The 20,713-nt window shown below is 39.4% G+C and carries 23 protein-coding genes and 4 pseudogenes; 21 read left to right on the top strand and 6 right to left on the bottom strand.

The features are described from left to right. Positions 1-48: 48 nt before the first annotated feature. A pseudogene (locus GON05_RS35330) lies at positions 49-1,254 on the bottom strand (IS110 family RNA-guided transposase). A gap of 371 nt (positions 1,255-1,625) precedes the next feature. On the opposite strand from GON05_RS35330, the gene GON05_RS35325 reads away from it, so the two are divergent. The 13 genes and pseudogenes from GON05_RS35325 to GON05_RS35265 all read left to right on the top strand — a co-directional run bounded on the left by GON05_RS35325 (position 1,626) and on the right by GON05_RS35265 (position 10,137). Further along, positions 1,626-2,378, top strand: coding sequence for a hypothetical protein (locus GON05_RS35325; RefSeq protein WP_157326180.1), 753 nt, complete (start codon positions 1,626-1,628; stop codon positions 2,376-2,378). A gap of 24 nt (positions 2,379-2,402) precedes the next feature. Further along, positions 2,403-2,654, top strand: a complete 252-nt coding sequence (locus GON05_RS35320; protein ID WP_246239734.1) for a DUF7660 family protein — start codon at positions 2,403-2,405, stop codon at positions 2,652-2,654. A 116-nt stretch (positions 2,655-2,770) separates the two neighbouring features. Further along, complete coding sequence (locus GON05_RS35315; protein WP_157326179.1) at positions 2,771-3,232, top strand: GNAT family N-acetyltransferase; 462 nt, start codon at positions 2,771-2,773, stop codon at positions 3,230-3,232. Between the two features lie 173 nt (positions 3,233-3,405). Next, positions 3,406-3,753 (top strand): VOC family protein, encoded by a 348-nt coding sequence (locus tag GON05_RS35310; protein WP_157326178.1) that lies wholly within the window; start codon positions 3,406-3,408, stop codon positions 3,751-3,753. Between the two features lie 177 nt (positions 3,754-3,930). Continuing rightward, entirely contained in the window at positions 3,931-4,731 is an 801-nt protein-coding gene (locus GON05_RS35305) for an SDR family oxidoreductase (RefSeq protein ID WP_246239732.1), read from the top strand. 108 nt (positions 4,732-4,839) lie between these two features. Next, positions 4,840-5,403: a hypothetical protein gene (locus GON05_RS35300; protein WP_157326177.1), complete on the top strand. Its 564-nt coding sequence runs from the start codon at positions 4,840-4,842 to the stop codon at positions 5,401-5,403. Positions 5,404-5,581: 178 nt separating this feature from the next. Continuing rightward, a complete protein-coding gene (locus tag GON05_RS35295; protein ID WP_157326658.1) occupies positions 5,582-6,097 on the top strand; it encodes an AAA family ATPase in 516 nt (171 codons plus the stop codon). A 152-nt stretch (positions 6,098-6,249) separates the two neighbouring features. Continuing rightward, entirely contained in the window at positions 6,250-7,245 is a 996-nt protein-coding gene (locus GON05_RS35290; RefSeq protein ID WP_157326176.1) for a serine hydrolase domain-containing protein, read from the top strand. Positions 7,246-7,584: 339 nt separating this feature from the next. Further along, positions 7,585-7,908: a GNAT family N-acetyltransferase gene (locus GON05_RS35285; RefSeq protein WP_246239731.1), complete on the top strand. Its 324-nt coding sequence runs from the start codon at positions 7,585-7,587 to the stop codon at positions 7,906-7,908. 40 nt (positions 7,909-7,948) lie between these two features. Continuing rightward, a pseudogene (locus GON05_RS35280) lies at positions 7,949-8,304 on the top strand (NUDIX hydrolase). 102 nt (positions 8,305-8,406) lie between these two features. Further along, complete coding sequence (locus GON05_RS35275) at positions 8,407-8,856, top strand: hypothetical protein (protein ID WP_157326175.1); 450 nt, start codon at positions 8,407-8,409, stop codon at positions 8,854-8,856. Positions 8,857-9,046: 190 nt separating this feature from the next. Beyond that, positions 9,047-9,826, top strand: coding sequence for a hypothetical protein (locus GON05_RS35270; RefSeq protein WP_157326174.1), 780 nt, complete (start codon positions 9,047-9,049; stop codon positions 9,824-9,826). A gap of 83 nt (positions 9,827-9,909) precedes the next feature. Beyond that, positions 9,910-10,137, top strand: a complete 228-nt coding sequence (locus tag GON05_RS35265) for a hypothetical protein (protein ID WP_157326173.1) — start codon at positions 9,910-9,912, stop codon at positions 10,135-10,137. Between the two features lie 170 nt (positions 10,138-10,307). Here the strand turns inward: GON05_RS35265 and GON05_RS35260 are convergent, their stop codons facing one another. Continuing rightward, the gene (locus GON05_RS35260) at positions 10,308-11,609 is read right to left on the bottom strand and encodes an IS1380 family transposase (protein WP_181646450.1); all 1,302 of its coding nucleotides are present in this window, start codon (positions 11,607-11,609) and stop codon (positions 10,308-10,310) included. 138 nt (positions 11,610-11,747) lie between these two features. Here GON05_RS35260 and GON05_RS35255 point away from each other — a divergent pair, with 138 nt between their 5' ends. From GON05_RS35255 to GON05_RS35220, 8 genes and pseudogenes are all read left to right on the top strand, one after another. Continuing rightward, positions 11,748-12,020, top strand: coding sequence for a hypothetical protein (locus GON05_RS35255; protein ID WP_157326172.1), 273 nt, complete (start codon positions 11,748-11,750; stop codon positions 12,018-12,020). Between the two features lie 47 nt (positions 12,021-12,067). Then, complete coding sequence (locus GON05_RS35250; RefSeq protein WP_157326171.1) at positions 12,068-12,274, top strand: type II toxin-antitoxin system HicB family antitoxin; 207 nt, start codon at positions 12,068-12,070, stop codon at positions 12,272-12,274. A gap of 548 nt (positions 12,275-12,822) precedes the next feature. After that, positions 12,823-13,446 carry an IS110 family transposase gene (locus GON05_RS35245; protein ID WP_309491963.1) on the top strand — a complete coding sequence of 208 codons (624 nt, stop codon included), beginning with the start codon at positions 12,823-12,825 and terminating at the stop codon, positions 13,444-13,446. Between the two features lie 50 nt (positions 13,447-13,496). Beyond that, positions 13,497-13,874 (top strand): hypothetical protein, encoded by a 378-nt coding sequence (locus tag GON05_RS35240; protein WP_157326170.1) that lies wholly within the window; start codon positions 13,497-13,499, stop codon positions 13,872-13,874. A 377-nt stretch (positions 13,875-14,251) separates the two neighbouring features. After that, positions 14,252-14,617, top strand: coding sequence for a TetR/AcrR family transcriptional regulator (locus tag GON05_RS40200; RefSeq protein WP_157326169.1), 366 nt, complete (start codon positions 14,252-14,254; stop codon positions 14,615-14,617). After that, complete coding sequence (locus GON05_RS35230; protein ID WP_185157281.1) at positions 14,512-14,769, top strand: hypothetical protein; 258 nt, start codon at positions 14,512-14,514, stop codon at positions 14,767-14,769. Before GON05_RS40200 ends, GON05_RS35230 begins: the two co-directional genes overlap by 106 nt. A 138-nt stretch (positions 14,770-14,907) precedes the next feature. Beyond that, a complete protein-coding gene (locus GON05_RS35225) occupies positions 14,908-15,756 on the top strand; it encodes an alpha/beta fold hydrolase (protein WP_157326167.1) in 849 nt (282 codons plus the stop codon). Between the two features lie 217 nt (positions 15,757-15,973). Continuing rightward, positions 15,974-16,126: pseudogene (locus GON05_RS35220) on the top strand (IS3 family transposase); the annotation flags it as partial. Between the two features lie 321 nt (positions 16,127-16,447). On the opposite strand, the pseudogene GON05_RS35215 reads toward GON05_RS35220, so the two are convergent. The 4 genes and pseudogenes from GON05_RS35215 to GON05_RS35200 all read right to left on the bottom strand — a co-directional run. Beyond that, positions 16,448-16,759, bottom strand: a pseudogene (locus tag GON05_RS35215) (GNAT family N-acetyltransferase); the annotation flags it as partial. A 66-nt stretch (positions 16,760-16,825) separates the two neighbouring features. Continuing rightward, positions 16,826-17,893 (bottom strand): Ger(x)C family spore germination protein, encoded by a 1,068-nt coding sequence (locus GON05_RS35210; RefSeq protein WP_157326166.1) that lies wholly within the window; start codon positions 17,891-17,893, stop codon positions 16,826-16,828. After that, positions 17,890-18,966, bottom strand: coding sequence for a GerAB/ArcD/ProY family transporter (locus GON05_RS35205; protein WP_157326165.1), 1,077 nt, complete (start codon positions 18,964-18,966; stop codon positions 17,890-17,892). Before GON05_RS35205 ends, GON05_RS35210 begins: the two co-directional genes overlap by 4 nt. After that, positions 18,959-20,278, bottom strand: a complete 1,320-nt coding sequence (locus GON05_RS35200; protein ID WP_157326164.1) for a spore germination protein — start codon at positions 20,276-20,278, stop codon at positions 18,959-18,961. The genes GON05_RS35205 and GON05_RS35200 overlap by 8 nt, the downstream gene beginning before the upstream one ends. Positions 20,279-20,713 lie beyond the last annotated feature (435 nt).

Raw genomic sequence — 20,713 nt, 5'->3', positions numbered from 1 at the left:
AAGACGAGGCTGTTGGAAAGTTTTTCATTGATTTCGTTAGATTTCCAATCAAATCAACTCAAGGTATGCTTCTTTTCGTTTAAGCATGGCAAATATCCAATGTAGTAACTTGTTCACACATGCGATAGTCGCTACTTTGTGAGGTTTTCCTTCGGCCATTTTTTTGTCGTAAAAAGCTTTGAGCTTCTTACTCCCAGTACGCCTCAACCCTCAGAGAACAGCCATGTACAAGGCGTGCCTGAGTCTGCTGGAGCCACGTTTTGTGATCCGATTAATCGTAGCCGTAAACTTTCCCGAGATGTGAACACTGGGATCTACGCCAACAAAGGCAACGAGCTTTTTAGGATGATTAAACCGATCAATCTCACCAACTTCAGAGATAATCGTTGCCGCGATTTTCTCACCGATGCCGGGGATGGATTGGATAATCTCATATTCTTCAACTTCATTAGCGAGTGCATCTATTTGCTTTTCTAGGGTCGATAGATGCTCTTTATAATGGAGGAGCATACTAATGTACATATTCATACTAAATAAGTGACTTTGATATGGCGCTTTTCGGAACGGATTTCGAATTGCAGCTGCCATGAGCTTCTGAGCCTTTTCTTTAGCCCATTTTTCGGAACGACCTACACATAAAACTGCTATCCTTTCGGTTAATTTAGCTTCACCGGCACTGAGAACGTCCTCAGACGTTGGAAAAGATAACAAGGTTCGTAGAGACACCGCAGAGTACAAAGCCCCGAAAACGCCTCTAAACTCCGGAAATACCTGATCTAATACTGCCTGAAATTGAAGTTTGATCTGAACGAATTGTCCCGTTACCGATCCATGCTGTCTTGTGAGATTACGCAGGTTTAGTAATTGCACACCTCTAGTCTTATGATGATCAAATTCCTCCTTGTAAAAGAATTCGCATAATGCATAGGCATCAATGGCATCTGTTTTTACTTTACGTAAGCTCGAAGACTTTTTCGCTTGATAAGACAGAATCGGATTAACAACAATGTAGAAGTAGTTCTGATCATCTAGAAACTGGGTGACAGGAGCATTGTAATGACCTGTAGCCTCTAAAATAACTGTAGGTTTTTGTCCAGTCGTGGCTTCAAGATCTTTTAAAAGCTGATGGAAAAGCTGCAGTCCCTCTCGTGTATGAATGATCGTAAAGCTCTTTCCGTAGGGCTGTCCTTTATCCAAGAAGGCCTGGCCCTGACTTTCTCCTTTTGCAATATCCAGACCAATTACTGGATTCATTCTTCAATCCCTCCTAAAACTGAATTTGTCGGTAGCCCCTAGTCCTTCTTGCAGTGTAATAGCTTCGCTTGTTATTCGAGATCGTTGTCTCAACCAGCCTCAAACATGTTTCTACAAGTAGGGGGTGAACAGTTTACTTCACGGGATCACGGTCCCACGGGCAGTGACGTTCGACCCCGGCTACAGTTACTAAACCTCTAAAATACAAAAGAGGTCAACCAGTAAAAACTGGTTAACCTCATAATACGAACGGGCAGTTTTCTTCAGTAAATGGTAAAATTATTGGTACAATTTATGTTATTATGCAAACCAAATTGAAAAGCTAATGACTATTTAAATTGGCATACCAACAAAGTTAAGGTGGAGTGGATATGAGTACAAACGTCCAAAAGCTGGTTTCTGATTATTTTAATGGAGCGCTAAAACAACAAAGTGCTTACCCCTTTATTTTAAAAGCTTTGGATACTGCTTTAATTTTAGTAACGGGTAGTTATTCATTTGGAATGTCTGACGAAACATCAGATCTTGATATTGAATTCATTGTACCTGATTCGCAACATACTACTTTAATCAAAGAAGCTGGCGGAGTCCAATACCTGTGGGTTCATGATGAGGATCATCACCCCTTAGTTGATATAAAAATCCGGCCAATGACTTGGCTCCAAAACCGTTTAACTGGCCGCGATCCAAAGGTTCTTTGGATATACCAACACGCGATTTCTGTTCAGGATAGAGAACAGATCCTAGCAAAACTTCTCGATGACGCAACCAAACGTTTCCAAATGGTAATTTCAGATTCCATTACACAGACATATAAAGATTTTAGGACAGGAGTAACGGTCTCAGCGGCTAGAGAACCTCTTGGTAAAACAATTATGATGAGCAAAACAATTGAAGCTGCATTAGTTTTACCTTTTCTATCTCGGAATGAACCATACCCGTATCCGAAGTGGCAAAGTATCTGGTTGAAAAACAATCACAAACAAGGAGCGATTATTGTATCGCTATGCGAGCAATGGTTAGCTGGTGAAACGGTGTATAATTCGTTAAGAGATGAAATTAATGCAGTTTTGATTGAGGCAGGTTACCAGGATTTGATAAAGCACTTCTGGCGAAGGATCTAAGCCAAGCTTAACGGGAGACTTTAGTTGAATCTTAATAAAGAAGGAGGACCTGATAGCTTGAACTCAAAAAATGTATCAACAAAAAAAGACTTGATAACATTTCTTAATACATTGAGACATGATTTAATTGAGAATACTGCGAGCTGGGAGAACCAAACGCTAGAGAGTTTCTTGGAAGCAATGGAAGCTTGGTTAAGTGATTCTAATTCCGCTTCTAGTACGCCTACCTGGAGTATCTTTGCAACCTCATTATTGGCTGGGAAGGCATACGAGTGAACTAAGTCGTTACGCTAACGCAGAACGATAGCTTAATGCTATACAGTAGAAGCTGCCGCGAGACCGTACTGGTAGTTTCTTAAATATTCATAGACCAGAGCGAGGAGGATGAGAGAATGGCAATTGTACGATTAGCAACATTAGACGATGTAGATGAACTTGTTCAAATGCGTTGGGACTTTTCTATAGAGGATTATGGAGTTAGTACGGTTAGTTTCAATGAGTTTCATCATACTTGTAGCGAGTTTCTAGTTAAAGCGTTTGAAAGCGGGGATTGGTATATTTGGTTAGCAGAAGTTGAAAAAAAGATAGTTTCACATATGTACGTACAGTTAATACATAAAGTACCGAGACCGGGGAAAACTCGAGATCCTTACTACGGATATGTTACTAATGTCTATACTCGTCCAGCTTTTAGAAGCCAAGGCATTGGAACAGAAATACACATGAAAATGGAAAAATGGTCCAAGGAAAATGATGTAGAGTTTCTTATTCTTTGGCCAAGTAGCAACAGCGTAGAGTTCTATGAAAGAAATGGATTTGCTCGATGTGAAGAAGTAATGGAAAAACATTGGTGATTACATACTAAGCATTAAAGTAACGGATACTATAGTGGAAAGCTAAGGGAGCAGTTTGCCGAGACCGGCAGCTGTTCTTTTTTCTTTTAACCGTGAGCAGAATTCCTCAACAAGAATTTGGGTAATTATGTTATTATTTTAGAATGACAGTTGGTTAAAAATGGAGGATCTCAATGAACTTAAATGAAACCGGAATCATTATATTTTGTGAAAATTATGATGTGGCATTAAAATTTTATTCTGAAAAAGTAGGGTTACATGTTCGCAAAAAAGGAGAGCACTTATCCGTATTAGACTTCGGAGGTAGTTATCTCATGTTAGAGGATAACGGGGTAGCTTCGGTAAAGGAAAAAACACGGGCAGAGAATCCTACAGTTATTCGTTTTAACGTAAATAACTTTGAAGAGGCCGTATCAGAGTTGATACAGCGTGGCGTTTCTGTTGATGTAAAGAAGCATAGTTGGGGAACGATTGGAGTAATTATAGACCCCGAAGGAAATCGGATTGAATTAAAGGATTAGGCTCTGATTTCAAAACGTGGGATTAGTGGAAGAGCTGGATATTTCCCCAACGGAGAACATTTGTTCAATAAGAGGGTTAATTATAAATTAGTAGAGATCTTTGCCTTTTGGTCAGTGGCAATAGAAATACTGATTACTAGCTGATATAAACTAATGAATGAAGGAGTAACTTTCTAGTTGAAAGCAGGTGTTATTTTGACCAAAAGATTCGATGGTCGTATAGCGATTGTTACTGGAGCAAGTCGTGAACAAGGAATTGGAACTGCAATATGTAGAATGCTAGCGGCTGAGGGAGCAGATATCTTCTTTACCCACTGGAGTCGTTATGACGAAACTGTTGGATGTGGTGCGGAATACGATTGGGCAAACAAACTATGTTCGGAATTAACGCATTTTGGCGTGCGTGCGGCTCAAATGGAGGCTGATTTGACTGATCCAGCTCTTCCGCAACTAATACTTGAACAGGTTAATAATAAACTTGGAGCCCCCTCTATACTCATTAATAATGCTTGTTATAGTGTTAATAGTGGGTTTAGGGATCTATCTAGTACAATACTTGACAAGCATTATTATGTGAATATTCGAGGAAGTTCTATTCTCAGCGTGGAGTTTGCTAAGCATTTGGAACAAAATCTTAAAGGGCTAGTTCCTGGGAGAATAATATATCTCGTTTCTAAAGGTCCTGATCCAGACAATCTTGCTTATATTGCAACGAAAGGTGCTCTTATTGCTTTAACCGAGCCCTTGTCCGTAGCACTTGCACCTTTAGGAATTACTGTAAATTGTGTTGATCCTGGTCCAACTGATACGGGATGGATGAATGATGAAATCAGGACATATCTACAACCATTATTTCCAATGGGGCGTATCGGACTACCGAAAGATGCGGCAAATATAATTTCCTTACTTTCCAGTGATGAAGCTCAATGGATTACAGGTCAGTATATTAAATCAGAAGGTGGATTTACAGGTAGATAGAAAATGAGGAAATTAAAATCTAACAGGAAATTGAGAAGATTATTTTGTAATTCAACAGTTGACCGCTCAACCAACGGGGAACGATAGTTCAAAACAAGGGAACAGAATATGGTAACTAAGCGTGATCAGATAAATCATAAAAGAGTGATTCCAAGCGGGGGTTATTTCTTGAAAGAAATTCTCGATTTAATTAAGTACAGCTGCATAGATGAAATTTATTTAACTGGTTTCGTAGATACAGATAATGCAGGAGTCACTGAATTTACGGCTCTTATGAGATACCTGTTTTTTGAATTTAATAGTAATCTTTTAAAAATAGAATCAATTGAGCAATATTCGAGGTTATCGATTTCTCAAACTAAATCAGTCCAATTAGATATTGATCTGGAAGATGTCATCCCAGCAAAATCAAGAATCAGCAATATAATATTTAATAATCCATTAATAGATAATAAAGTTGCAGAAATCGAGTTTTATAACTTACAAGTAAATAATCTTAACGAAATATTATGTGATGCATTGAAAATAACACTTCAAAATAAGCAAGAAATATTCTTGGACCCTTCATTTTTGGGGATCAATATTGGTCCATCAGAAGTAGAAAAATTGTGGAGAGATAATCAAGCAGATGACTATGTAGATACTCCTACTCGAATTAATTTTGAAACTTAACAATCAGGATTAGTCATTAATTGCGAAGAGTGGTTCAACTAATTAAAGAATGATAGTTCAATTAATAAAGACGGATCGACTACCTTTCTAATTTAGCAGACAAGTTAGTCCTGGAAGGATATTTAAGCAGTTTAACAGAAATAAGGATTAACAACTTTTACAAAAAGCGGTGATCCGTCTGAAAAATAACATTCCAAATAAAATACATATTATTGGCTCAGTGGGTAGCGGTAAAACCACACTTGCTAGAAATTTATCTCGTAAGTACACCGTTCCTTACTATGAATTAGATAACGTGGTTTGGATAAGACATGGGGCCGAAGATATTAGAAGATCTGACGTAGAAAGAGATCAGTACTTAGAAAATATTATTCGTTCGGACCGATGGATTGTAGAAGGTGCTCACAGTCATGCTTGGGTTTTCAAAAGCTTTCAGAATGCTGACTTAATTATTTTCTTGGACACCCCGTATGCACTAAGAATAATTAGGATTACAAAAAGATTTATATTGCAAAAACTAGGGGTTGAAAAAGCAAACTACAAACCAACATTTAATATTTTTATGAAGATGTTCAAATGGAATACTGGATTTGAAAAACAAAGTAAACCGATGATCTTGAATATGCTCACTCAGGATAACATTAACTCATTGATTTTAAAGGACAACAGAATGATAGACCAATACTTTAAATAAGTCAGAGAACAAGTACAAGTGCACATTAAATTGGCTTTCCTTACCACTTTGTACCGTTGAGCTAACGGCGAACGTTAGTTTATAAATAACAATCAAAATGGGGCTGCCGGCATGATCGGCAGCTTTTGCTCAACTAAAGGGGAGGTTTTTGTATGGTTAATGTTGGGGATGAAATAAACAAGATAGTTGAAGATTATAAAATAGAAAACCATTTGAGTGGCACTTTACTAGTGTCACAAGATGGTAAAGTATTATTTGAGAAAGCATATGGCAAGGCTAATATGCAGTTCGGTGTTGAAAATACTCTGGATATGAAGTTTTTTATTGCATCAGTAACAAAAATGTTCATAGCTGCCGCTGCTATTAAACTACATGAAGAAGCTGCAATTAATCTGCATGCACATCCAGGAATTTATATTGATACGCTCAAACATATGCATCATAAAATCACATTACACCAACTAATATCTCATACCTCTGGATTATATGATATTTATGCGATACCGAACATTCGATTTGAAATGAGCAAGTTGAACAACGAAAAAGGTGATTTTCTTAATTATTTGAGTAATCAGGAACAACTGTTTGTCCCAGGTGTAGGATGGAAATATAACAGTACAGGTTTTATTATGATGGGGTATGTACTTGAGGCAGTTACAGGAAAAACATTTGAAACCTTACTAAATGAATTATTTTTTAATCCACTAAATATGAAAAGTACCGGACTTCATAATCCCAGACAAATTGTTGTTAATCGCGCGTATGGATACACGATTGAAAACGGAGAATTTAGGAACGCAGATTACGATAAATTGGTTGAAATTGAAGCACCAGGTGAATTATATTCAACTGTTAGGGATCTCAATTTATGGTGTGAAGCTATTTTAAACGAAACAATTCTATCAGGAGCTTCTAGAGATATTATGTTTACACCATATGCATCTGTAGATTTTGATCCTAAATTTAAGTATGGTTATGGTTGGTTTTTGGGGAATAATTTTAGGTGGATTCCTGGAGGATCTCCGGGATATAAAGCAGACATTTGGCAATTTCCTGAGAAAAAAGTGAATATAATCATGTTGTGGAACTATGAGAAGGTAAATTCATATGTGTTGTTTGAGAGAATAAGAGATCTGTTGAATTTATAAAAAGTATTATGTAACTCATCGTTAATGAAAACCCTAATTACACATAGGAGAATATTGAACCACATTGAACTAACTGGGAACATTAGCTCAATAAACCACTTAGATGAAGCTGCCACGGCAATCGGCAGCTTCATTACGTTAACGAGCAGGAAGGATACATCAACATCAATTGTCGAATTCTTTGTTCGTGCGAATATATTTATTAACGGGAGGTAGGGAATGGAAATTAAGATACGGGAAATTGCAGCAGACGATTATAACGAAGTTGTTGTCTTATGGAACGATGTACTTGGAGTGCGCACGGTCACAAATGAGAACTTTCGCGTTTCGATGGAATAGATGAACAAAGCCGGTAATTACAAAACGTTTGTAGCGTTACTTGAGAATCATGTTGTTGGTTTTATATCTATCGTTCATGCACTAGCTGTAGGGACTAGGAATGGTTATATGCATATAACTGGACTTGCTGTTAATAAAGACTTTCAGCGTCACAGGGTGGGAACTGAACTTCTTCGATATACTGAAAATTATGCGAAAGATTGTGAGATTTCAAGTATTATTTTATGTACCGGGATGAAGCGAACCGGTGCCCATGCTTTCTATGAGCATAATGGCTATGATAAAGATTCATACTGCTTTGATAAGACTATTAAACTTGACTAATAAATAACCTGTATGTGTCAATACTGATAGACACTTACTTATGGTCCTACAGCGTAAACCAGAAGAAGAGAAACGATGGTCGGTGCCATCAGGGGGCAAAGAAGAAAATGAAACACTAGAAGATTGCTGTATTAGGGAAGTTTATGAGGAGACAGGTTACCGCTGTAAAATTAACAGAGAAATAAAGGGTAAGTCAGGCGCATTTGGTCCAGTTGAATTTCAAGTTACATATTTTGAGGTTGAGATTTTAGGTGGCCAACCAACAATTCATGACCCTGATGGACTGATATATGAAATTGCTTGGAAGACCTCTGAGCAACTGAATGACCTCATTTTTCCTGTCCAGAAGATAAAGAGTTCTTGCTAAAGTACATCGAACAAAGAGCTTTGCGCTAACGGATAACGTTTGTTCAATAAACAGCAATGGGTGGCTACCGGCACGAAAGGTAGCCTTTCGCTCACCTAATGGACAGAATTCATAAATAGAAAGGAGTCAAAATGAGTACTATTACAGTTCAGGGTATGCTCCCTTCAGAGTTTATAAGTACCTATAAAACAGATGTAGTTTTCAAACAAATCAAAAGATATAAGGATAAAATAAATCAAGAATGGGATGAGGTTATCCATGATTTTTTAAAATTGGATTATGAAGCTGAAAACTTAATTTATGCTTTTGTCTCATTTGTGGAACAAGAAATTGATATTGGCCAAGAATTTAACCATTATTGTTACAGGAATGATCCAAAAGCAATTAAAAAAATTGAATGCAGAATTTGTACAATTATAAACCCTCTTGTATATTTACCCGTGGATAAGATTGGAAAAGGGCATAAAGCGATATGTGTATTACAATTTAACCCAACAACTAAAGAAAGATTTCAACTTCCTGTGATTGACGGGTTTCATATGAATAAAAATGGGAATGAAGTAATTCTATTTAATGAATAGCTGGATTCGTGAAGACAACTCGTTTTTTATAGGGGATTCAACTAACGGGAGAACTATACTTAACCACTTACAGGGAGCAGATTGCCGTAGGGCATACCCCCTTTTTTATGATTCGGCTTAACAACCACAATATTCCACTAATGTGATATGCTATAGAGAAAATTAAATATTAAAGGTGTAATGAAATAAAATGAATATAAAAGAAATACTTGATTTCATGAATACTGTTACACTCAATCAATTGTTGACTGATCAGACCATTATAGAATTAAAACAGAAAAAACAGGATTTGTCCCAGAGTGATAAGCGTTTTTTGCTGAAAAAATTAAGTGAGTTTCGCAAATATGATGTTCATTCCATATTTCATGTCATTTTAGCCTATTCAATTTGGTGTCCCGATGAAGCAATCGAAGAAGCACGGAAAAAAGGAGTATTTAGATACAAAGCGTGGGGGTTTAAAAGTAACTGTGCTGAATTCCTTTTACGGCAAGTTCAAAATACCTATTCACTAATAACCTATTTGGATAAAACCAAACAATTTATAGCTAGCAAACTTTTGTTATCGTGGATGTTTGATTTTTATAAAAAAACTGAAGAAGACTTGGTCAAGTATATTAATGAGCATCATCGTAATCGAAGAAGGATTCGAGTTGGGGATATTTTTGTTGAAGAAGCCTTGTTTAAAGAGCTTCTTGTCTACGCAGATTTAGTGTTTTACTCAAATAATCGTTCTCACGAGTATACTAACAAACATAACCTTGTAGGATATGGTCATGAAGAAATTTGTGATAGTATTTCTTATATCATCTATTTATATGATACGACTATTGGTATAAAAAACGACAGCCACTATAATGTTTCGGCACAGTATGTTTTATCTAATGAAATTGAAAATATAATTTTAATGGGCTGCAAAGTTAATCAACTACAAGAATGGGAAATAACTGTAGATTATTTTAACTACAATTAAAGACAATTCAAAAAAAGTATACAATTTATGACGATATACAAATTTTTGAAAAAAGTATTAGATTAGGTTATGTTCGGCGAAATATGCAGGAGGAGCTCTTTTTTCGAGAGAACATAAAACTCTCAGAAGATTTATCATTATCTGAACTTGGCGATTACATAAAATCAAAATTGGAAGGACATTTGATAAAGGAAGTAGGTACAGGCGGGCTATCAAGGTATCGCTTTGAGTTTCCTGAACCTCTTTTTGATCCCTTTCAGGATCCAGATGAGTTTCAAGGTAAGTACTTCAAAGAAGAAATATTATCCTGAATTACGAAAGTTCTTCTTCAACTGGTAGTGCCCTAGAAACATATTAGGAAGCTGATGGTAAAAATGGTTGTTCAAATATCGAAATTCAGAAATTAAAACTTCTCAGGGTAGACTTTCCCCCTCCCCATTAGAGCGGTCTACTCGTTTTCCAGTTTATATTGTACACAGTTTTATTCCAGTAAGACGACCTTATCAGCGATTCGTTGCCATGAATGCCGATTAAAAAAGTCATCTACAAGTTTCAGCACAATTCTACGACTGTGTTGAACCATGACACCAGCGCATTGGAAGAATTCCAATCGAAAACGAGCAATGGTATACCCTTGCTGAATCGGTTCACAACAATCCTTCTTAAACCGTTCATAAAGGTTGTACGCCAACAATTTGGTTTGCATATCGATCTCGTTGGCTGCAAAATCATCGGTTACGATACGGTCGATTGCAAATCCATATTTGGCTTCCTTGATGTTGTTTTCCATGCAACAACGCTGGTTATAAAAGCGCCAAATATCAATCGGCTCCCACTCTAGATTCGTTACGATAGCTTCATATTGCCAATCCGATTCCAGCAGCATTTGTGTCTGATCACCATAGAACTGCTGTGCTTTACGAATAATAATGACGCGTCTTGGCTTGTTCCATGAGGTTGCTTGGTAAATGAGAGTTATGCCTTCGATGACCCATTCTTCATCTACAAACCGTTTCCAATAACGGCACTGCTTGACTTCGGCTTGCAAACGCTTCGTCCATTTCATCTTCCCGACATAGCCGATCTTTCGAAGTTCCCATAGACTATAGAATTCTTCACCTCCAAAACCTTTGTCGAACCGAGCGTATTTGACCCTTCGCTCACCAAGCAAGTCTAAGGTTTCTTGCACAAAATCCCCTGCATTACGCGAGGAATGAACGTTTCCTGCGCGAAGAACTGCATTTAAACACAAACGGGATTGACCTTCAAAGGCGAGGAGGGGATGCAGACTTTTTCGTCCTGGTTTATGTGAATTGGCTCCGACCGCAGCCCCTTCTTGATTACCGTAAACAGTCTCAACCGTTGAGTCCAGATCGAGAATTATTTCGGTGGGTAAGCTCGGTGCAATCACTTGTTGATTGAGCTTCTTTAGATTAGGAATAAGGAAAGGATTAGTTTTACTGAGACGTTTCAACTCTTTATTCAGAAGGGTGTGATGAGGACAACGCCCTCCTAACAAACGCTGGATTAACGAATCGTTTTGTAATTTCCGAAAATGAAAGAGCCGCTGGCAACCGAGCATCCAGCCTACAATGAGAAACAGCAGAATTCGGTGGACAGGAAACACAGCGTTCCAATGTTTGCTGCAATGGAGATCCATTAGGGCTTGGGAAAATTTGATTTTTTCTAGATAATCCAGAAAAATCTTTATTCCTCCGTTGGAGGTTGCGTTTTGAAGAGAAAACTCGGTCTTGATTTTAGATACAGATGTGATAGACTTCACCTAAAGGGTGCTCCTTTCTTGGGACAATGTGGTCTTCGCAAACTCCATTATACCAAGGGATCGGGCACCTTTTTACTATGTTTAGGAGATTTTACTTTCGTAATTCAGGATTAATACTAAAACATGGAGTTGATAATGGTGAGCAAAAAAGAGCGTGTAATTTACATAACAATTTTAGGGATAGTAATACTATTTCTCTTTTTTCCTTCTCCTACAGCAAATATTGAAGTAAGAAAACACATTTTATTTACTGGGCATCCAATACTCGCTGTTACAACTGAATTGAAAAATCAAGGAAAAAGGGGATCCGAAGGAAACTTGTTCTATGCTAGTGATCTAAGCTCCAGTTATATTTATGTTAAAAAAACAAGATTAGGATGGATTGCCGATAAATCAGGGTCAGGTCCTTAATTAAACTGACGGATAACTATAGCTTAAAGAAGAACGAGGCATGGACAATGAACACTAAAGATATTAGTTACTACATGACACTTCCTTATAATATGATTGTAGAAATTGTTGAAAGCAATCCCCCATTTTATTTTGGAACCATACAGGAATTACCAGGTTGTTTTGCTAATGGCAAGACTGAAATTGAATTAAGAGAGAAGATGGAAAAGCCAAAAATAAGTATTTCGATAAGTTATTTCAGCAAGAAGAACTAATTCATGAGCCTGATTAATCGCGACAGTTGGAATGTATTACGGAAAACGAAAAGTTAGCTAAGAATATTATTACCATGAGATTATACAGCAGATTTCTATTCGCCGCATTCAACAAGCGTATTCACCTCTTTGGTGAATGCGCTCTTTAAATTTAATACTGTGATGACCCGTAGAATGACGGAGAAGTACAACTCAAAAATAACAACTAAATGTGGCTGCCGATATGGCAGCCACATTTGAATGAACTTCTGAACTCACAATCAAAGATATTAGCAGAGCAGTCTTTAATAGTGACATTACGAAGACAATTACTTAAGATAACACCTTACTCACACTACGGGGCACCGTTGCACTATAGTGGAGCATCAAGCTAAACATGCTGTTAAGGCTAAGAAATGGGCTTTGTCAAAAAAGGAGCGTCTCGGTATGATGGGTTTGTCGACGGGTTCGGAACCCAATCCCATCAAGGAGGCGCTCTTACTTATGAAGTTTAAACAATCTGACGGACAATACAACGAGTAGAACGAATTACTACATCTCATCTGGTCGTGGGTATTGACATCGCAAAGGATACTCATGTCGCACAAGCAACAAATTTTCGTGGCATAGTGCTTTCAAAGCGGCACCTATCTTTTTCATATACAATCGAAGGCTTCGAAAAATTAATGCAATGGGTTGAGGGAATTGGGCAAAAAAATTGTTTGAAAGGACTCGTTATTGGTATGGAGCCAACAGAACGTTACGGATTTAACTTGGCGAATTGGCTCTCCACAAAGGGTATAAGCATGGTTATGGTGAACCCGGCTACCACCAAACGAAACAAAGAGAACCGCGATAATTGCCAATCTAAAAATGATCCTAAAGATGCATTAGTTATTGCTGATGTGATCAACCGAGGTTTCTACTATGAGTACTCACGACAGGCCGTTGTCTTTCAAAGGTTGCGAACAATTATGAGTGATCGAGATTACTGGGTGACGAACAGTGTACGGCTGCAAAACCGAATCATCCGTTGGATAGACTTTCACTTCCCTGAGTATTTTTCTGTGTTTAAAGACTGGACCTGCAAATGTTCTATGGCTACACTTCGGGAATTCATATTCATTATGAGAATAATAGATCTCAATAGCTGTGCTGTTGTTAACCATGGCCGATGGCCAAGCGATGGTTAAAAGCTCATAGTAATAATTCACATATATAAAACGAAAATGGAGGAGATTGGATGTCATCTATTCAGGAACTGATCGTTAACAATATAATTCGCGCTGCTGAAAAAATAGCTGGCAATCTATACACACATGTGGAGACAGACCATATGAAACGCTTCGAATCCGAGATCTCTTTTGGGTTATTCAACAGCGTTGGTAGTTATGAACGTTCGAAATCGACTGATCTTGCAGAAGAAATCAAGTCTTTAAAGGCTCTCTACGATAATCGCGGCCAAAAAATGCTTTTGTTGACTTACTCATATGATCATGATGAGGCTATCGAACAGGCGCTAAGTGCTAATGATATGAAGCCCGTTGAGGTTATTTACGGACAAGGGCTGTTACTCGAGGGATGGCATTCAGAGGCCGGTAATGAATGGTCTGGAGGTTAGGGCTGTTAGCGAACCAGAAGAGCTGGAAGCGTTCAGACGGACCATCCTGAAGGGATTTGGCTTCTTTGAGTCGATGGCGGACATTTTCAGTTATTAGACTCTCACCGACGGCGCTGAACTAACGGGCAGCCTTACGTTTACAAGTAAGTATTGGTTTCACCTGTTTGTTGGTTTCAAGGTGCTTCTATCCGGGTTAGTACCACCTGGAGTTGATTGCAAGCATGACAAGAGCAGTAAAACCAGTTTAAATTGAGAACGATAAGTAAAATATATATTTACCAATCGTTCTCAATATGATATAACTATTTTCGAGGGGGGGGTGCAGGGAAAATGTTCAGGGTTAAGGAATTTGATGAGATGAAGTTCTGTTAAAGGTAATGCGATTATTTTGGGAACAAGGCTATGAAAAAACATCGATTAATGATTTAGTCGAGTATATGGATATTCACTTAAGAAGCTTGTATGATACGTTTGCCGGTAAGGATCAACTTTTTCAGAAGGTATTGAAACGCTATAAGAAATTCCTGTATGGACATATTCAATTCATCATTACTCCTACCAAAAGTTCTAAAGCAGCTTTGAGATCTCTATTTGATTTCATTATTGAAAGGAATGATGAGGCCAATAATTATCTAGGATGCTTATTTGTGAATACGGCTGTAGAACTTGCACCACGAAGTTCAGATTCAAACTCTATGGTAAAGAGAACTTCGACATCATGGAAGAGTTTATCGCAGAATTAATCTCGAAAGGACAAAAAAGCGGTGAAATTAATGAAAAGCTCGATGCAGTTGAGATCACTGAAAATATTCATAACTCGATGATTGGGTTGTGCGTCTATGCCCGTACAACGACTGGCAAAGAGAAATTAAACCGAATTGTTAATTCCGCTTAATATTAATTTTTTTACTCTAATAAGAACGATAGTTCTCGTAAAAAACTACTGCAAAACGGTTTTTTATTGTTAATTAAGAATACTATGCGTAACAAAGCAAGCAACGAAAAAAATGAAAATAAGGGGAGAAATAAATCCATGTCTAATTACACTGCACCTAACTTGACTGTCACTTCAAGCAATCAAACCACTTTCACTTATCGCCGTTTCGGCAAAGCCGGTACGACCCCGGTTGTATTCCTACAGCACTTCCGCGGAAATATCGATAACTGGGATCCAGCGCTTGTTGATGATATCGCAGCTGAACGTGAAGTCATCCTCTTTGACAACGTAGGAGTTGGAGGTACGACAGGGTCAACACCGCGCACCATTACTGAAATGGCTCACGGCGTTTTAGAGTTCATTGACGCACTAGGACTGACAAGTGTCGATCTGTTCGGCTTCTCATTGGGAGGCTTTGTTGCTCAAGAAGTTGTACTCCTTCGTCCGCATATGGTACGACGTCTGATTCTTGCCGGGACTGGTCCGCAGGGCGGCCGCGATATGCACGGCTGGAACGACGAAGTAAATAGTCATGCATACAAGGATGTCCAAGGCGCTGAAGACATATTCTATTTGTTCTTTGCTCCGACATCGACCAGTCAGGCCAAAGGTCTTGAATTCGTAGGACGTATCTTCACCCGGACAGAAGATCGTGATGAGATGCCTTTGTTGCAAGTACGCGATGCTCAAGCCGAAGCGATCATCGATTGGGGCATTCCGGATCTGAGCAAACTGGCACGTCTTGCAGGAATTAGCCAGCCAACGCTTGTCGCGAACGGTAACAATGACATTATGGTGCCTACTGTCAACTCCTACCTGCTTGCTGGACACATTCTAAATGCAGAGTTGATTATTTACCCGGATGCGAATCACGGTTTCTTATTCCAGTATCCGCATGAATTCGCCATGGAAGTTAACGCCTTCCTGAATAAAAAAATGATCTAGACTTGTAGATTGCAATCAACGGAGAACTATAACTTAACGAATTAAAAACTCAATTAGGAAATGAGACTATGGACTATCTTTTCTTTCTTTACCGAGAATGACGTTAAGGGGTTTTATAAAGGGTTTGGTGCAGTAGTTGTGGGAGAATCCATTTCGACTGTGAGACCTGATATGAAGCTCCCAGTAATGAGACTGCAACTTAAGCAGGCACTAGGCTCAGTTTGAAAGTGTGGATCACTTCAAGCAAGAATTAGCGCGATACATGGATTACTACAATACAAAAAGTATCAAATCAAAACTAAAAGGCATGAGCCCGGTACAATACCGAGCTCATGCCCAACAGGTTGCATCAAACATTTGTTTAACTTAAAGGGGTCACTTCATTCTGAGGCTGGTTGTCGTCGTTTCATGATTGAGCTATCGTATCCTACAGCTGATAAGGACTTTGTTAATCAGTCTTTTGCTTGTTCTGGACCACGTTTATTTTGAACAGCTTTCGTAATTCAATGGACGAATTTATCTAGCTCATGACATTCATTGTTAAACTTTGCACTCAACGAGTTAATCAATTCTGTGTGATCGAAAAATGTAGAAGTTGAATCCGATGTTACGTCCGATCCACTAACCTTTAAACTTCATCCTAAAATTATATGACCAATATATACCTGAATCCGTTGTCTCCATGAATTGATTATTTAATGATCATTTCGTATTTAATAACGGTAATTGGCTCTTCTTCAAGTGTTAGGATATGTTCTTCTATCTGCTTAAAGCCACTCTTTGAATAGAAAGTTCTCGCCATCTCATTATCCTTTTTTACAATAACAGTTAAAATGTCCCCAGATTTCATCGTTTTATTAAACTCATTTAAAAACGATGTGCCTATTCTTTGTTTTTGCAATCCTGGTTTTATATATATTCGATATAATTCGTATTCAGTATTACCTAATTGGATTAATTGTGCGTAGCCTACAATTTGCTTATTATCCTCGGCCACTAGAAACGATGACTTTCCTAAACCTCCAAGGCGGTTTTCTTTTGGTCGGAAATAGAGTCAACATTAATATTTCTAAAGCTTCAAATCCCCGGTATTTCTGATATTCACCACGGTATGGTAATCAAATTCCAACTTCGGGTAGTACTCCTGTTCCCATCGATCGACTTGGTCTTCAGCCAGCTTGCTTCTGAACATCAAACCAGTCCCCAATATATCACATTTATCTTTTTGTACACGGTGGAATAGGTTGTGATAACGTTCATCGAGCAACTTTTCCAACTCTTTCTTTAGTGCTGCCGTGCTGATCTTGTTTCCGGATTGCTTTGTGGCTGAGACCATACAATCCATCTTCAACGTAGTGTGCAGGACTGGGATGCCTGCGCGCCATTCCTTGCTGTAGTCCAGGGTGGTACTAAGAATCTGCATGCTCGCGGACGGCGTAACTTCAATAATCCCGGCCATCCCATGGCCATGAAAGGCACTGTAGAGAAGTGTATCATCTGATGAAATCACGCCTGTCATTCGATCATCCCGCATAACTGCTGAACCGAGCACTTGGAATATGGATTTGTTTCCTTTTTCAAGATAAGGAAGAGCCATATCAGTCGTGTCCGAAAAAACATCACGGAACGCTTCCCACAAATAAGTTAGAGCTACACTAGGATCCCATCCTGAATGGGAGCTAAAAAAGTCTTGAATACGCGTGGTACTCCCTTGATTCTCCTCGATTTGTGCGATTAGGTCGGCCGCATTGCCCTTTACGACTCCCAGTTTAGCCCTGGACTTCAGTTCGCGGGTCCGGAATGCAAACTCTAGCACATCATGTATTCCCGCTTTGGCTAGTGTGTGACCGATTAAAATCAAGTCCACATGCACGATCCCAATGCCCCGCTCTTGATTCATCTTCATCTGGTCGATCGCTTCGCTAATTGTCTCAGCTTGACCTTCGATGCTATAGCTGCCCCCGTTAGGATGAGGAACCAGCAATCGCACGACGTATTGCTTCCCGTTATCCGTCTGATCTATCCCCATCACTAGCGGCATCAACTGTTTGTCAATCGATTTAGAATCCCAGCAGCCTGTAAGGATCGTGCCTAGTAACAGGAGGATTCCGGTTTTAACTATGTTGCGCCATTTCATTGCGCACGCCTCCTTGCTGTAAGCTTGCCGATGACAGAAGCTAATAAGGGAATGATCGCTTCGCTGTATAAGCGTAATGGAGTATCCAGTTTGAGAATATTCTGCGCGATATGCCAGTTTGGCACAAGCAAAGCGAGGGAAAATGCGAGTGCGGCAAGCAAGCATGACAAAACGGACTTGGAAACAGGAAGGAACAGATCTCTAAGCAGTTCTGCATTCATCCTAATCAGCAAAGCGCCGAAGATATAAATAAAAGTAACGGAGCCGACCACGTAAAGCATGGTAATGCGATCCAGCATCAGCCAGTCAATATTGACGGTATCAAAAGCTGCCGTTAACGGGTAACGAAACTTGTTCGCATTGCCCGGCGAAAAAATCAAAAGCGGAATATAGACCGCCAAAAAGTAAAAAGGAATCAACGTCGCCATAGCCACATATAAGCTTCTGCGCACGCATCTGGCGGAAAAATCCCACTTGGCAGAGGCCATCCCTATAAATAAAAAGCAGGAATGAGATGCTAACCCATTCAAAAAATTTTGGCTGTGCCAAAATGTTAAATTCGGTGTAAGAGGCATCAAATAACGTGCATCTGCATTTAAAAAGCAAGCTCCCAAGGAAAACAACAAGATGGGCATCAAGAGGATCAGCAATGTAACCGTAGCTCTTGAAAGACCGCGGAGACTTATTAGCGAAGCCTGCAGTGAGAGTAAAACGAGCACAAATAATACTGCCCATTCGGGTGTGCGGGGCAAAAACATAATGATTAACGTCTCCGCATGTATGCGAAAGCCCACCAGGAGGCTCATGAACCAATATACGGATAGGGGAAAAAGCAACAATCTGGCTGTCCACGCCCCCCAGTTGCGGAATAAACCGGTCAAAGAAGAGCCAGGCGCGGCGGCTAAACCGGACATGAGCAGCCAGAGAAAGGCAAATTCGAGCGCTATTCCGGCTGAAATGTATGCCCAATGTCCGAAGTGTGCGATTCCGATCATTTTGTCTGGATATAAGAAAAAAATTAAACTTAAATGAACCGCGAAAAACAACGGAGCTAAGGCCCAATTCTTATTCATAATCCTCACCTGCCGATTCGCTTGGGATACGCAGATAAGGTCTGCGGAAGGTTGTTATCCTCGCCATATAGAAAATAAAAAATACCAAGCCCGTCAAAATGCCAACTAATCCGAGAATAGCTCCGAGCACTACATTCAAGTATTTGAAGAGGCGAATTACTAACGAGTTCTGTATGCCGATCATATTAAAGTTGGAGATGATGGTGGCGGCCAGCACGATCAGCAGCAGATTGCTGACCAATTTCGCTTGTACCGCGGCTTGTCCGAGAATTATGCCGCCAACCATGGTGATAGTTGGCCCAATGCTCTTAGGCAGGCGAATACTTGCGGCAACCATTATATCGATGATGATGCTCATTAGCAACATCTCGATCAACGCCGGATAAGGAACCCCTTCGCGGCTTCGAGCAACGGCGAGCGCTAAGTTGATATCGAGAAGCTCCGGATTGATGCTGACAAGTGCAACGTAGAGACCGGGGACTATTAAGGCCACGAGAATTCCAATCAATCGCAAAGCAACGTTTAAGACAGCTAGCAGCCCGGGAATATTACGGTCGTAATACGCTGCAAACAAATCGACGATATAGGGAGGGGTAATTAGCGCATAAGGATGCTGGTCTAGAAACAAAACGATTCGTCCTCGCATCAGAAAGCTGGCGGTTTGCTCAGGAAGCTGAGTTGATGTAAACATAGAAAAAGGGCCCCAACGCCTTTGTCCCAACGCTTTGGCCAAATCATGAATGCTCAAAATGTCCATATCGGTCGAAGACAGCAAGGCATTCACTTCTTGAGCTAACGATTCTCCGTCCGTGTCCCGCATGTAACCGATAGAAATGTATCGCTTTCGAATGTTGCCCAAAGCTACGGTAGATAAGACCAGGTTCGAGCTCTGAAGATGGGTACGGAGAATGCCTAAGTTAGTGATGGCGCTTTCCGTAAAAGAATCCTCAGAACTCTCGATGGAACTCTCGCTTTGAGGGCTATCGATAGATCTGGATACGTTCCGGGTTTTCATTTGCAGTGACATATTGCCTTTTGCATGCACCACAACGACTCGATTACCCAGAATTTCATGCACGAGTTCTTCTTTAGAAAGATTGCTTTTGCCTTCTACGGAGGTATAAGTCTCCGGCTTGTCCCAACGTAAGCGTTTTAGGTGAATCGCGATTTGCGTGGAATCCACCAAGCTGGCTAAATAGAAGACCACGAATGATGTTCCTGATTCATCCTTAAGCTCTTCGATCACAAAGTCGGTACCATGTTTGAATTTTTCCTTTAAATAAGCGATCATATCGACGTGAGCGTTTGGCATGAGCAGTGATCACTTCCCGATTCCATTTGTTGAAATAGAATTCCCATGTCAAGCTATTTTATTCATTCAATTATGAGCACAACCGAATTTGCGTTTAATTCCATGAGCATTTGTTGATTATCAGCCATTTATGTTTAAAAGGAAGTAATACTTCTCTGATAGGCACGACATACGAGAATGATTAGTAAAAAAAGTTCTTTACCAATCGTTCTCAACATGATATAAATAAACAGATCACATACAAGAGAGAATAAGAGAAAACGAACTACTCGGAGCTTATAGCTAAAAAATGTTACCATTGGTAATTGCGATTCATTCCCGCCCTATAGGAGGCGCATTGCAGTATAGTATACTCGGTAGCTTATATGTATTAGCAAAAAAAAACTACAGCGGAATAATTATACAACTGAAGGTTTTCGCCCTCTGTTTATCGAA

It is taken from the genome of Paenibacillus anseongensis (assembly GCF_009757995.1).
Taxonomy (GTDB): Bacteria; Bacillota; Bacilli; order Paenibacillales; family NBRC-103111; genus Paenibacillus_E; species Paenibacillus_E chondroitinus.
Note: the sequence above shows the minus strand (reverse complement) of the source record. Positions and strands in the feature narration are given on the sequence as shown.

Bases quoted from the DNA above. Each gene is read 5' to 3' on its own strand.
- GON05_RS35325 (WP_157326180.1), top strand. From the start codon at position 1,626: ATGAGTACAAACGTCCAAAAGCTGGTTTCTGATTATTTTAATGGAGCG.
- GON05_RS35315 (WP_157326179.1), top strand. From the start codon at position 2,771: ATGGCAATTGTACGATTAGCAACATTAGACGATGTAGATGAACTTGTT.
- GON05_RS35310 (WP_157326178.1), top strand. From the start codon at position 3,406: ATGAACTTAAATGAAACCGGAATCATTATATTTTGTGAAAATTATGAT.
- GON05_RS35300 (WP_157326177.1), top strand. From the start codon at position 4,840: ATGGTAACTAAGCGTGATCAGATAAATCATAAAAGAGTGATTCCAAGC.
- GON05_RS35290 (WP_157326176.1), top strand. From the start codon at position 6,250: ATGGTTAATGTTGGGGATGAAATAAACAAGATAGTTGAAGATTATAAA.
- GON05_RS35285 (WP_246239731.1), top strand. From the start codon at position 7,585: ATGAACAAAGCCGGTAATTACAAAACGTTTGTAGCGTTACTTGAGAAT.
- GON05_RS35275 (WP_157326175.1), top strand. From the start codon at position 8,407: ATGAGTACTATTACAGTTCAGGGTATGCTCCCTTCAGAGTTTATAAGT.
- GON05_RS35270 (WP_157326174.1), top strand. From the start codon at position 9,047: ATGAATATAAAAGAAATACTTGATTTCATGAATACTGTTACACTCAAT.
- GON05_RS35265 (WP_157326173.1), top strand. From the start codon at position 9,910: ATGCAGGAGGAGCTCTTTTTTCGAGAGAACATAAAACTCTCAGAAGAT.
- GON05_RS35250 (WP_157326171.1), top strand. From the start codon at position 12,068: ATGAACACTAAAGATATTAGTTACTACATGACACTTCCTTATAATATG.
- GON05_RS35240 (WP_157326170.1), top strand. From the start codon at position 13,497: ATGTCATCTATTCAGGAACTGATCGTTAACAATATAATTCGCGCTGCT.
- GON05_RS40200 (WP_157326169.1), top strand. From the start codon at position 14,252: ATGCGATTATTTTGGGAACAAGGCTATGAAAAAACATCGATTAATGAT.
- GON05_RS35230 (WP_185157281.1), top strand. From the start codon at position 14,512: ATGCTTATTTGTGAATACGGCTGTAGAACTTGCACCACGAAGTTCAGA.
- GON05_RS35225 (WP_157326167.1), top strand. From the start codon at position 14,908: ATGTCTAATTACACTGCACCTAACTTGACTGTCACTTCAAGCAATCAA.
- GON05_RS35210 (WP_157326166.1), bottom strand. From the start codon at position 17,893: ATGAAATGGCGCAACATAGTTAAAACCGGAATCCTCCTGTTACTAGGC.
- GON05_RS35205 (WP_157326165.1), bottom strand. From the start codon at position 18,966: ATGAATAAGAATTGGGCCTTAGCTCCGTTGTTTTTCGCGGTTCATTTA.
- GON05_RS35200 (WP_157326164.1), bottom strand. From the start codon at position 20,278: ATGCCAAACGCTCACGTCGATATGATCGCTTATTTAAAGGAAAAATTC.